Origin of the sequence: Pectobacterium quasiaquaticum (genome assembly GCF_014946775.2) — a bacterium.
Classification (GTDB): domain Bacteria; phylum Pseudomonadota; class Gammaproteobacteria; order Enterobacterales; family Enterobacteriaceae; genus Pectobacterium; species Pectobacterium aquaticum.
In genome coordinates, this window is record NZ_CP065177.1 from 3,005,024 (window position 1) to 3,019,329 (window position 14,306).

The 14,306-nt window shown below is 53.5% G+C and carries 6 protein-coding genes; all 6 read left to right on the plus strand.

The window, feature by feature from the left end; genetic code table 11:
- Nucleotides 1-264: 264 nt before the first annotated feature.
- The 6 genes from IG609_RS13760 (at nt 265) to IG609_RS13785 (ending at nt 14,289) form a co-directional block, all read left to right on the plus strand.
- A complete protein-coding gene (locus IG609_RS13760) occupies nt 265-1,062 on the plus strand; it encodes an efflux RND transporter periplasmic adaptor subunit (protein ID WP_193399326.1) in 798 nt (265 codons plus the stop codon).
- Nucleotides 1,059-2,378 (plus strand): efflux RND transporter periplasmic adaptor subunit, encoded by a 1,320-nt coding sequence (locus IG609_RS13765; RefSeq protein WP_193401219.1) that lies wholly within the window; start codon nt 1,059-1,061, stop codon nt 2,376-2,378. The genes IG609_RS13760 and IG609_RS13765 overlap by 4 nt, the downstream gene beginning before the upstream one ends.
- Entirely contained in the window at nt 2,375-4,483 is a 2,109-nt protein-coding gene (locus IG609_RS13770; RefSeq protein WP_193401221.1) for a site-2 protease family protein, read from the plus strand. Before IG609_RS13765 ends, IG609_RS13770 begins: the two co-directional genes overlap by 4 nt.
- Before the next feature lie 277 nt (nt 4,484-4,760).
- A complete protein-coding gene (locus tag IG609_RS13775; protein WP_193399323.1) occupies nt 4,761-5,579 on the plus strand; it encodes a phage tail protein in 819 nt (272 codons plus the stop codon).
- Nucleotides 5,580-5,707: 128 nt separating this feature from the next.
- Nucleotides 5,708-12,730, plus strand: a complete 7,023-nt coding sequence (locus IG609_RS13780; RefSeq protein ID WP_250127217.1) for a putative Ig domain-containing protein — start codon at nt 5,708-5,710, stop codon at nt 12,728-12,730.
- A 50-nt stretch (nt 12,731-12,780) separates the two neighbouring features.
- Nucleotides 12,781-14,289 carry a TolC family protein gene (locus tag IG609_RS13785; protein ID WP_193398856.1) on the plus strand — a complete coding sequence of 503 codons (1,509 nt, stop codon included), beginning with the start codon at nt 12,781-12,783 and terminating at the stop codon, nt 14,287-14,289.
- The last annotated feature ends 17 nt before the right edge of the window (nt 14,290-14,306 follow it).

The window sequence follows — 14,306 nt, forward strand, 5'->3', positions numbered from 1 at the left end:
AGGCATTACCACCTCAACATCATCATCGGTGATTTTTAAATTAAAACGTCAATATAAAGTATTGGCTTTAGCAATTTTGGTGCTGCTAAAAAATCAGGAGAATCGAGTGAAAGCTCATGGATTGTATCAATAATCTCATCGTTGATGTTGTCAATCGGGACCATTCTGTACCAGAATAACCGACAACATCAGTAGCATTCTTTAGTGACGGGTGCCTTCTCTGAATGCAGATCGTCCACAACGCAAACGCAAAGGTAGGCTAATGTGGGTAATTCCAACAACTCAGCATTGCAACATGCCGTAAAACTGCTGACATTTTTTCTATTTACGGTTAATGCACACGCTGACGACCCATTATTAGCGCCACCTTCCCAGATCCCGTCCTCACTCACCGCCTCAGACAATCAAGCTCGTGGGATACTCACGGCGGTGGCACAAGCGACACTTTCCAGCGATCTGGCAGGACGAATCATCGAATTACCGTTTAAAGAAGGGGAGTCATTCAAGAAAGGCGACCTATTGGTGCGCTTTGATTGCTCGATTTATCAGGCACAACTAGCGGCATCACAATCCGCCATGCGGGCTGCAGAAGCCGAGCTAAGCCAAAATCAACAACTGGCGCAAATGAAATCGGTGGGAAAACACGTTGTCGCACTCTCTGCCGCGCGTTTTTCACAGGCACAGGCAGAAAGTCAAGTTTATCAGATTCAGGTTAATCGCTGTCGCCTTGTCGCTCCCTTTGACGGACAAGTTGTCAAACGTCGTGCTCAAGCCTATGAAAGTGTTGGCCTTGGCACCCCGATAGTAGATATTGTCAATAACCATCATCTTGAAATCACGTTACTTGTTTCCTCTCGCTGGCTGTCTGTTATCAAACCCGGCCTGCCGTTTACGTTTACACCAGATGAAACGGGTAAACCTCTGCGAGCCAGTGTCTCACGGTTGGGTGCGCGTATCGATGAGAGTAGTCAGACACTCAGCCTGACAGGGACAATCGAAACCAAGGACGCCGCGCTGATAGCTGGCATGAGCGGTACGGCACATTTCTCGGAGAAGCCGTGAGCACGACGCAGCCCGTTTCTGGCGAACGTATTTTCGCCCGTTTTTTAGATATTGAACGTCAGGTACGTTCAGCCAATACCACGGAAGAGTTGGCCTATTGTATGGTCAACGACAGCCACACATTGTTCGGTTTCCGTCATGCTGCATTATTGATTAACGGTACGGTTCGGGCAGTCACAGGAGTAACGCAACCCGCACCTCATGCACCTTTTGTTGCATTTATTGAGCGCGCTTTTACACAATTGCTGCAAACCCAACAATATGAACAGTGCACTGTGGTTAACACCGCATCACTGGATCAGCAAAGCCGCGACGACTGGCAGTCATTGTCTGCTGCCGAAGTGCTGTGGGCCCCTCTGAAAGATCGCAAGGGTCGCACGTTTGGCGGAATCTGGTATGCTAGAGATACCGCCTGGCAACAGGCAGAACAGGTACTGGTGGAACAACTTACTCATACCTATAGCCACGCCTGGTTGGCACTGGAGCCACTGCGTGCCTGGAAGCGCACACGTTGGCAGTGGAAATTCGCAATACCCTGTGTGCTGATCGCCGCCTGTCTTTTTATTCCCGTACGTCAATCTGTACTGGCGCCAGCAGAAGTGATCCCTCTCAATGGGCGAGTCGTCGCAGCCCCACTCGATGGAGTGATTCAATCATTTACCGTGCAACCGAATCAACATGTGCGCAAAGGTGATGTATTGGTGCGTATTGACGATACCACACTGAAAGCACAAGCTGATGTTGCCGAACGGGCATTAAACGTGGCAGAAGCAGAATATCGCGCTAACTCACAACGCGCCTTTCAGGATGCAGACTCCAAAACAAGGCTGGACTTCCTTGCGGCACAGGTAGCACAAAAGCGAGCTGAACGGGATTATGCGAATGCATTGCTGAACCGAACAGAAATTCGTGCAGAACGTGACGGGATTGCTGTATTTGCTGATGCTGAACGCTGGACAGGTAAGCCCGTGCGAACAGGGGAGCGATTAATGGAGCTTGCCGACCCATCATCTGTATCGCTGCGTATCGAGCTGGATGTTGGTGACGCTATTCAGTTAGAACCCGACGCGCCTATTACTCTCTTTCTGGATAGCGATCCCCTGATACCACATGCCGCAGTACTAGAGCGTATCGCGTATGAGTCTGAACTTACACCGACCGGCAACCTTGCTTACCGTTTGGATGCTCGCTTTACGGACACCCCGCCGCGTATTGGATTACGTGGGACAGCAAAAGTCTCTGGTGAATACGTTCATTTGGCTGTTTATCTCTTTCGACGCCCACTTGCAGCAATACGTCAATCGGTAGGGCTATGAGTGAATATTTACCCCCCTTAAGAACGGATCTGACTATCACGGAATCCGCCGTAGGACTGGATGGTGCTCCGCAATGGGTCTTGGTCGATCCGGTCACGGGTCGCTATTTCAAGCTCACCCCCTCAGCAATGCGTTTATTGCGGCACTGGTCCCTGCGCTATCCCCAACGCGTACTTGATGCCGCTAATCAGGAACCAGGGCTACAACTTCAAGCTAAAGAGCTTGAAACATTCGTGCGTTTTTTGAGCAACAATGACTTGATTGCTGCGAGTGATGCAGAACAACGTAAAAAGTATGCATTTAAGGCAGCCGCATCACGAGTCAGCCTGTGGAAGAAACTGCTACATCAATACCTTTTTTTTCGTATCCCCTTGTGGCGACCGGACCCATGGCTTAATCGTTGTTGGCCTGTACTGCAACGCATTGGCCCTCTCTTTCTACGCATTACGTTACCATTGATTCTGCTACTGGGGGGATTTCTTGTCAGCCGCGACTGGGTCCGTTACACCCACACCTTTCCCCATCTTTTCAGCCTACAGGGGATGGCAACCTTTGGCATCACGCTTATCTTCGCCAAATTCATCCATGAACTGGGGCATGCCTTTATGGCCAAACGCGCCGGATGTCGGGTGCAGAATATGGGCGTTGCTTTTATCGTACTCTTTCCCCTGTTTTACACTGATGTCAGCGATGCCTGGAAGCAAAAAGATCATCGAGCCCGCTTATTGATCAGCGCAGGAGGTATTTTCGCTGAATTGATACTGGCCTCTATTGCTCTACTTACGTGGTCACTGTTGCCAGACGGCCCGATCCGTACCGTCGCATTTATGCTCTCCGGTGTCACATGGGTAACAACGCTTATTATCAACCTTAACCCACTGATGCGTTTTGACGGTTATTTTCTACTGAGTGACTTCTGGCGAGTAGAAAACTTACAGGAACGTGCCTATGCGTTGTGCCGCTGGCGGCTGCGTGAAGTGTTATTTGGTTACGGTCAGCCTGCGCCACAGACGTGGTCACCAGCAATGCAACGTAAATTGTTACTTTGGGGCTATGCCTCATGGATATGGCGTTTTTTCCTGTTTTTCGGCATCGCGCTGCTGGTGTATCACTTTTTTATTAAAGTCGTTGGCATTGTGCTGATGCTGGTAGAAATAGGGTGGTTTATTGTGCTCCCCATCGTCAAGGAAGCCTATATCTGGTGGACCATGCGTAAAATTGCTCATCCCGTTAATCTGCTGCGCTCAGGGCTGATTGTGGCAGCCATACTGGTGCTGGTGCTGTTTCCCTGGCACGGCAGCATTCGTATTCCGGCAGTACTGGAAGCAGAAAACGTCAGTGTCATGTATGCCCCCCTTGCCGCCCAGGTAAAAGCGTTATATGTCACCGAGAGCCAGCAGGTAAAAGCCGGTGAAGTGTTACTGGAACTGACGTCATCGGATCTGGATTACCGCATGAATATTGAACGCCAGCAGATTGCCGTCTTGCAGCAAAAGCGACAACGCGGTGCCGTGCGCCAGGAAACTGCAAGTGAAACGCAGATTATTGATCGCCAATTGGCCGAATCGCTCGCCCGTTATCGAGGCCTTGATGCACAGCGACAACGATTATCCATCACCGCTTTGCAGGCAGGACAAGTGAGAGATGTGGCTCGTGATATGACGGAAGGTCGATGGTTAACGGCGGATATGCCCTTGCTGCGCATCGTTGAACAAGGTGCAGGAAAGGTACAGGGATATTTACCGGAAGACACGCTAAAACGGGCGAAAACAGGCATGCAGGGTGATTTTATCGCAGACGATCCTGCTTATCCTCGACTGGCAGTACAACTGAAAGACATTGCCCCCACCGGCACTGCTTGGTTACAGCAGGAAATGTTGGCCTCCGATCGCCACGGCCCGATCGCCGTGCGTCGCGACAGGGATCATAACCCTCAGCCCGTCCAGGCACAGTACCGTGTGCGTTTCGCGGTTCAGCAGGGGCAGTTCCCGCTGCCGCAACAGCCGTTACGAGGCAGTGTGATACTGGAAGGCGAAACGGAATCCATTCTTGGCGCGGTATGGCGTCGAATTGCCGCGATCGGGATCCGAGAAAGCGGATTTTGATGTGGCTAATGCGATTTTTTAATGACGATAAAACGCGTCATATGATTAATTTTACTGAATTGCTGTTTGTGTGATGGTTCGGGAAATAATTTTATTCAGCCGGCGGACAATCTTTCCTGCTTCAACTATGTTTTTATTGTGATTGATAAAATATATTTTGTTGCAATTTGAAACTATTTCATATTCTATGTATTTCTCCAGCATTTTTGGGGTCATACCAATAATCATCCAATAAATCGCATAGATAACACTTTTACGATGGTGAGGAGATATACCCATGATGCATGCTAAGAAGATTTTTACCCAAACATCAATAACTGTAGTTATGGTTGGCGGTATTTTATGGCCCCAGATTGCTTCAGCCTGTGGTTCGGAAGAATACATTGGCTCTGTCTGTTATACCGCAGCGCAATTTTGTCCTTCCGGTTTTGTTCCGGCGGATGGACGTGCACTGACTATTCAGCAAAATAGCGCGCTTTATTCCTTATTAAGCACCACCTACGGTGGTGATGGCAAAGCAACGTTTAACGTGCCTGACTTACGTGGACGTTTTCCTCTTGGTCAAGGTTCTGGTAGCGCCGACTCCAATAATATAGGGGCAAAAGCCGGCAAAGCCTCCGTGACATTATTGAACAACCAAATTGCGCCGCATATCCATCCCGCCGTCTTTACACAGGGTGAGTCGTCAGTTGATGTTACTGTTCCGGCACAGCCGAGCACCTTAAGTGTGGGAGCCTCACTACCGCTTGTCACGACCGCCAGCGGTACGGCGACAACAACCCCCATACCGACAGGAACCAGTAACTATCTTGGTGCCCTGACGGCCAAAGCGATTAATGGCTTATCAAGTTATAACGTCAGTTTTACCGGATTGTTCTCACAGACGAAACCGAGTTCGGTGACGGCGTCAGCACCTGTCGACACCACCGTGTCGGGTTCGGCGGGAACCCCTGCTTTCACGTTTAAAGTGCCGACCGGCGGAGCTGTTAGTGTGCAGCCTAATCTGCCTGCAGCAGCGCCAGTGGATATTCGGCCACAGTCACTGACCTTGTTGCCGTGTATTGCTGTATTGGGGCTCTATCCACCACGAGATTAAGTCTTACCTATCTGGCAAGGTTGCCCAACGTCCTTGCCAGATGATTAGAGCCGGTAAATGTGTGTATAAACCGATTAATCCGGTTACATGTACCTGTCGTTAATTACCGATAACTATCGGAGTTTTTTATGCTGTGGCGTCAATTATTTAAAAAGCAGGCTAGCAAACCAGCCGCCATCTCTGAAACGGATGCACATCCTTTCGTCTGCGGCTATGTGCTGGAAGCCCGTATGCTGTTTGATGGCGCAATTGCAGCCACCGTCGAGCAGGCGGCCGATACACACACTACCGAGACTCAACTGGCCAGCACGACGACTGCCAACACGACTTCGACAGAGACAGAATCTCAGTCTGATAGCAGTGGTCATGCGGGTCAGGGTACCGACAATCAGAGTGCAGCCACCAAGAGTACTTCAACTGACAGTACCTCAACGACGAGTACCACTGCCGATAGCAGTGATGTTGCGACAGTTGCGGGGGCAAACGTTCATAAAGAAGTGGTCTTTATCGATACCTCAGTGGCCGGTTATCAGTCCTTGGTTGCCAACGTTCCCGCCGGGATGGAAGTCGTATTGCTAGACGGCAGCAAAGATGGTTTGACACAGATGGCCGTATGGGCGCAAACGCACAGCGGTTACGATGCCATTCATGTACTCAGTCATGGCAGTGAGGGAACCGCGCAACTCGGTACCCTGACGCTAAACAGCGCCACCGCTCTTGCCCGTGCCAATGATCTGGCGACGCTCGGTGCTGCATTGAATACTGATGGCGATCTCTTGCTATATGGTTGTGATGTGGCGCAGGCGTCCGGGCAACAGTTTGCTTCTCTGCTGGCGCAGTTAACCTCGGCAGATGTGGCGGCGTCAACCAACCCGACAGGGGCATCGGCGCTCGGTGGTGATTGGGTAACAGAATTTCATACCGGTGAGATTGGTGTACAGGATTTGGTTATCAGCAGTTATACCAATCTGTTGTCGGTGAATAGCACTTCGGTCACGGTGACCGCAACTAATGATACGAACACGGAGTACTATCCCTCGACGTCGGTAGGTAGCAGTGTTGAATTTGATAACAATGGCAATCCTATTGATATCGACCCGACGAATAACACGATTACGATTACTTATAGCAGTGGCGCATCGCTGGACACCGGGTTTGACCTGGTGTTTCAGGGCGGCAGTCTCGACCATTTTACCGGTATTAACAAGACCTCCAGTTCAGGGGTAAACACCAACGATGTGACCGCTACCGTTTCCGGTAAAACTATCCATATTGATGTAGGGAATGGCGGGTTTACTAATGGGACAATAGTCTTCACGTTCACATCGGTCAATGTATCGACGGATACCGCGCCCACGGTCACCGGCAGCGTGACTAACCCCACCTACACGGAAAATGGCTCTGGCGTGAGCCTGTTTTCCGGCGTGACGGCCGCCACCAATGACAGCGGGCAGACGTTTAGCGGTGCGGTGTTTACCGTCAGCAATGTGGCTGACAGCACAGAATACCTGACCATTAATGGGGTGGATGTTGCACTCACCAACGGGAATAGCCTCTCTCTGGGCAGTGGTTACGGCACCGCCAGCGTCATTAAGAGTGGCAACACGGCAACGGTGACGTTATCTGGCGCGGCCATGAGTGGTGCCAGTATGAGCACACTATTGTCGAGTATGACTTACCGTAATAGCAGTGAAAACCCGTCCGTCACCTCACGCACGGTGACGCTCAACCAGCTAACCGATAGCGGTAGCACCAATAATACGGCTTCGCCCAGTCTCAGTAGTCAAGTGACCATCCATGCCGTCAATGATGCCCCAACGGATATCTCGCTCACGTCAAGTAGCATAGGGCAGTCATTGGGCAGCAATGGCACGGTCGGCACGCTCAGTGCAACGGATGTCGATTCTAACTCCTTCACCTATACGCTGGTATCGGGTACCGGCAGTACCGACAACAGCTTGTTTTCGATTACCGGCAGCACGCTGAAAGTGAACAACGCCGCCACGATGACATCTGGAACCTATTCTGTGCGCATACAGGTGAGTGACGGTACCGACACCTATCAAAAAGTCTTTTCAGTCACGGTAAGCGATGATGTCAGACCGACATTTGACATTGCACCAGCGGCGACCAACATCAGTGCAAGCGGTTTTGACCTTTCTGCCAGTCTGGATGAGGCAGGAACGATTTATTACGTGATTGTCGCTGACGGGGCTTCAGCTCCCAGCGTGAGTCAGATTATCGCCGGTCAGAATGCGTCAGGGGCGACGGCAGTCGGTTCCGGCAGCCATGTCGTCAGCAGCGCACCTTATACCTATTCCTTTAGTGTCACGGGATTAAACGGTGCAAGTAGCTACGACGTGTATGTGGTGGCAAAAGACAGCGCCAACAACCAGATACTCAGTGCAACCAAGGTCGATGTCACTACATCGTCCAACACCGCCCCCGTATTCAGCAACCTGAACGGCGGCGCCACCTATACCGAAAATGGCAGCGCGGTGGTGATGGATAATAATGTCACCGTCGCCGATACCGAACTCGGCGCGCTTAACAGCGGACAGGGCAACTATAACGGCGCGTCGATCACCATCGCCCGCAATGGTGGGGCCAGCAGTAACGATACCTTCGGCAATAGCGGGCTGTTGGGGTCGCTGACGCAAGGGCAAAACTTCACGTACAACGGTACTGCCGTGGGCAGCGTCACGACCAATTCAGGCGGTACGCTGACGCTGACGTTTAACAGCAATGCCGCCTCGGCGATAGTCGATGCCGTGCTGCAATCTCTGACCTATGCCAATGACTCGAATGACCCACCGTCCAGCGTAACGCTTAACTGGACCTTTAATGACGGATCGCTCAACAGTAGCGGCAGTAATCAGGCGGTACTGAGCATCACGCCCGTTAACGATGCACCGACCATCAGTAACTCATCGGTCAGCAAAACCTTCAATGAGGATAGTGCTCAGACCTTCAGTGCCTCAGATTTCGGTTTCAGCGATGTGGACAGTGGTGACACCCTGCAATCGATCACCATCGTCACCGCACCGACTGTCGGTGAACTGTTTATTGACGCCAACGGTGATGGTGTACGCGGTGTCGGCGATACGTTGCTTGGCGACGGGGCCGTGGTCAGTGCGACCAATATCAACAAACTGACCTTCCGCCCGGCGGCGAATGCCAACGGCGCGGGTTATGCCTCCTTTACCTGGACGGTCAGCGATGGCACAGCATCGTCCACTGACATCGGGACCACGACGCTCAATGTAACAGCAGTCAACGACGCACCGGTCATCAGCGACACTAACATCAGCAAAACCTTCAATGAGGATAGCGTCCAGACCTTTAGCGCCTCGGATTTTGGCTTTAGCGATGTGGACAGCGGCGATACCTTGCACTCCATCACTATCCTGACGGCGCCGCCCACCGATGAGCTGTTTATTGATGCCAATAGCGACGGGGTGCGCGGCTTCGGTGATTCCATTGTCGGCGTCGGGTCCCTGGTCAGTGCGGATGAGGTCGAGAAGCTAGTGTTCCGCCCGGCAGCGAATGCCAACGGCGTGGGTTATGCCACTTTTACCTGGACAGTCAGCGATGGTACAGCATCGTCCACTGACATAGGGACAATGACCCTCAACGTAACATCGGTTAACGATGCGCCGACGTTATCGAGCGGCGTGACGGTAAACCTGGCCTCAACGACGGAGGATGTGACATCGTCTGCCACTACGGTGTCGTCGTTGCTTAGCGGCGCAGGCTATGGCGATGTCGATAGCGGGGCGTCCGGCGGCATTGCGATTACTACCGCGGCAGGGAATGGCGACTGGCAGTACTCCACGGATAATGGCGCTAACTGGTTTAGTATCGGGACAGTATCTGGCTCATCGGCACTGCTGTTGGGCTCAACGGCGCAGCTTCGTTATGTACCGGACAGCGCCAATGGTGAAACGACCACGCTGAGCTTCAAGGCGTGGGATCAAACCAGTGGTAGCGCGACAGTTGGTGGCAGTAAAGGCCTGGCGGACACCTCGACATCTGGCGGCAGCAGCGCATTCTCGACCAACAGTGCACAAGTCTCATTGGTCGTCACCAGTGTGAATGATGCCCCCACTATCGACAGTACAGTCAGTAGCCAAAGTGCAACCAAAGACGCCGTCTTCAGCTTCACCGTGCCAGTGGATACTTTTGTCGATGTCGATAATGGCGAGGTGTTGACACTGAGCGCAACACAGTCAGATGGCTCGGCACTCCCGAGCTGGCTGAGTTTCAATCCCGCTACCGGAACCTTCTCAGGGACACCGACTAACGCCGATATCGGTAATCTGACGATCAGAATAACAGCAACGGACAGCAGTAACGCATCGGTTAGCACGACCTTTGGGTTAGCGGTCAATGACAATAACAACCCACCAGTGGTCTCCACCTCGATCGCTGACCAGACTATCGCACAAAACGATAATCTCAGTTTTAGCGTTTCGACAGGCACGTTTACCGATCCCGATGTGGGCGATACCTTAACCCTCATCGCCACGCTGGCGGACGGCTCGGCGCTGCCGAGCTGGCTCAGCTTTAACCCGGCCACCGGCACCTTCTCCGGCACGCCAGCTAACGGCGATGTCGGCAACCTGAGCATTAGGGTGACCGCCACCGACGGCAGCAATGCCGCGGCCAGCACCACCTTTGCACTGACCGTCAGCAATATCAATGATGCACCGGTGACTTCCGGCAGCGTGTCGCCACAAAGCGTGGCGCAGGACAGCCCGCTGAATTTCACCCTGCCGGGCGGCCTGTTTACCGATCCCGATGTGGGCGATACCTTGACCCTCAGCGCCACGCTGGCGGACGGCTCGGCGCTGCCGAGCTGGCTCAGCTTTAACCCGGCCACCGGCACCTTCTCCGGCACGCCAGCTAACGGCGATGTCGGCAGCCTGAGTATCAGGGTGACCGCCACCGACGGCAGCAATGCCGCGGTCAGCACCACCTTTGCACTGACCGTCAGCAATATCAATGATGCACCGGTGGTTTCCGGCAGCGTGGCACCACAAAGCGTGGCGCAGGACAGCCCGCTGAATTTCACCCTGCCGGGCGGCCTGTTTACCGACTCCGATGTGGGCGATACCTTAACCCTCAGCGCCACGCTGGCGGACGGCTCGGCGCTGCCGAGCTGGCTCAGCTTTAACCCGGCCACCGGCACCTTCTCCGGCACGCCAGCTAACGGCGATGTCGGCAGCCTGAGCATTAGGGTGACCGCCACCGACGGCAGCAATGCCGCGGTCAGCACCACCTTTGCACTGACCGTCAGCAATATCAATGATGCACCGGTGGTTTCCGGCAGCGTGTCGCCACAAAGCGTGGCGCAGGGCAGCCCGCTGAATTTCACCCTGCCGGGCGGCCTGTTTACCGATCCCGATGTGGGCGATACCTTAACCCTCAGCGCCACGCTGGCGGACGGCTCGGCGCTGCCGAGCTGGCTCAGCTTTAACCCGGCCACCGGCACCTTCTCCGGCACGCCAGCTAACGGCGATGTCGGCAGCCTGAGTATCAGGGTGACCGCCACCGACGGCAGCAATGCCGCGGTCAGCACCACCTTTGCACTGACCGTCAGCAATATCAATGATGCACCGGTGGTTTCCGGCAGCGTGGCACCACAAAGCGTGGCGCAGGACAGCCCGCTGAATTTCACCCTGCCGGGCGGCCTGTTTACCGACTCCGATGTGGGCGATACCTTAACCCTCATCGCCACGCTGGCGGACGGCTCGGCGCTGCCGAGCTGGCTCAGCTTTAACCCTGCCACCGGCACCTTCTCCGGCACGCCGAGCAACGGCGATGTCGGCAACCTGAGTATCAGGGTGACCGCCACCGACGGCAGCAATGCCGCGGCCAGCGCCACCTTTGCACTGACCGTCAACAATATCAATGATGCACCGGTGGCTTCCGGCAGCGTGGCACCACAAAGCGTGGCGCAGGGCAGCCCGCTGAATTTCACCCTGCCGGGCGGCCTGTTTACCGACTCCGATGTGGGCGATACCTTAACCCTCAGCGCCACGCTGGCGGACGGCTCGGCGCTGCCGAGCTGGCTCAGCTTTAACCCTGCCACCGGCACCTTCTCCGGCACGCCAGCTAACGGCGATGTCGGCAGCCTGAGTATCAGGGTGACCGCCACCGACGGCAGCAATGCCGCGGCCAGCAACACCTTTGCACTGACCGTCAGCAATATCAATGATGCACCGGTGGTTTCCGGCAGCGTGGCACCACAAAGCGTGGCGCAGGACAGCCCGCTGAATTTCACCCTGCCGGGCGGCCTGTTTACCGATCCCGATGTGGGCGATACCTTAACCCTCAGCGCCACGCTGGCGGACGGCTCGGCGCTGCCGAGCTGGCTCAGCTTTAACCCGGCCACCGGCACCTTCTCCGGCACGCCAGCTAACGGCGATGTCGGCAATCTGAGCATTAGGGTGACGGCCACCGACGGCAGCAATGCCGCGGCCAGCACCACATTCAGCATGTCGGTTACCCCTGCTGCCGTAAACGGTGGCGATCCTGAATTCAGACTGGGGAGTAATGATCAAACACCTATAATGTCACCGACGAATTCGGTGACGATAACCTTGGGCCAGTCACAGAATACCCCCATTACGCTGGGTAGCATATTCTCTCAAGCGTCACTTCCAGGGTTTGATGCCAACAGAACGACCAATACATCAACGGTAACATCAACGCTTTTTCAGTCTCCTGTAAATCAACCCCAAGCAGGCGCAATGCCCATGGGCCAGATAGCGAATACGTTTGCGCCGAGAAGCCTTGATGTGGGGACGACAAGCCGATTTGATAGCTCACTTGGCGCGTTCCCCAGCTTTAATAACGGCGGGGCGTTAGGGGGAAATTCTACCTTATCGGGCGTGTTCTCTGGCATGAATCTTCCATCGATTACGCCGATGGAAGTGTTCTCCCGCGGAAGTTGGCAAGGGGTTAACGTTGATAACAACAGTCGCACCCCACTGACATCACTACCGGATGCAACTGCCATGGAATTTGCACCTAACTTAGAACAGCAGTTACAAAGCATTGGCAATTTGAAATTACAACGACTGGCGGTTATCGAACAGGCGTTGCTTGATATGGATAAACACAGCATTGAGGCAGAACGTTCATGAGTACAACAATAATGACAGCAGCAAACGAGGTTAGAAAGCAGGGTGGGATCGTGTCCAAAGGGCGAAAATTGTTCAGTCTTAGCCTGATCATGGTGACAGTCAGCGGCTGTGCCGTCACCACTGACCCGATTTCGAAGCAACAAAGCACTCAGCGAGCCCAGCAAGACAGAGTGGTGATGTTCAGTCAGCAGGAGCCGGTAAGCACATCGATTACGCTCTACGATGCCATGGCCAGGGCACTCAAGTACAACCTGGAAGCTCGGCTGAAGGTCATGGAGCAGGCACTGTCACAGCAACAGTTGGAGCTGGCACGCTATGACATGCTACCGCGTGTTGCGATGTCTGCCGGTTACGTTGGGCGTAACAATGCCAGTGAATCCCGTAGCCGCAATATCTTTAGCGGTAAAGAGTCCGTGGAACCATCAACATCATTAGATCGCGATCGTAACGTTGCCGATCTCACCATGGTGTGGAATGTGCTCGATTTCGGGGTGAGCTATGTCACCGCCAAACAGCGCGCCGACCAACGCTGGATTGCCGATGAACGCAAACGCAAAGTGGTACACACTATCCTTCAGGATGTACGCTCAGCCTATTGGCGTGCTGTCACCGCTGAACGACTGTTAGGGCACATTGATGATTTACTTGCGCGCGTCAATCAAGCGCGAGAAGCCAGTGAACGCATGACAACACAGCAAATTGGTGACCCGGTAGAAGTGCTGAGCTACCGCAGAGCGCTGATTGAAGCTACCCGGCAGTTAGAAGAGCAGCGTCGTGCGTTATCATTAGCAAAAACCGAATTGGCTGCGCTGATGAATATGCCCTTGGATACACCTTATACGCTGGCATTGCCAGACAGTAAGGAAATGGCCGTTCCCCAGCTAACGATGGACATGAAAACACTCGAGCTGAGTGCATTGACCCATCGCCCTGAACTCAAGGAGCAGGATTATCAAGCACGTATCCATGCGGCGGAAACCCGCAAGTCACTGCTGCGTATGTTACCTGGTGTTGAGATCAGCGCTGGCGGCCACTATGACAGCAACTCCTTTCTCATCAACAACAGTTGGGTAGACGTAGGGGTAAAAGCGACCTGGAATCTGTTTAACGTGATATCTGGCCCAGCCGCCTACAAAACGGCACAAGCAAACGAATCTGTCTCAGAAGTACAACGCCAAGCCATGTCATTGGCGATCATGGCACAGCTGTATATTGCGCGGGCCAACTTCAGTGAAGCCCAGAGACAGTACAAAACCAGCACCGAACTGCATGAACTTGACGGTCAGATCGTCGAACAGTTACGAAACCGCTACAAGGCACATGGCATCGGTGAGTTACAACTGATACAAGGTGAGCTTAATGCACTCAACGCCAACCTGCGTCAGGATTTAGCGTATGCTGAGTTGCGTAATACCTACGGTCAGATCCTTTCAACCGTGGGGTTCGACCTGTTACCCAAAACATTACCTACAAATAATCTGGCTGATATCAGTAAGGCGTTACGTCAGTCTGAAATGAATTGGCAGCAGGGTAACATCACTACATTGCAATCTTTCTGATGGGGTTATGCTTTCAC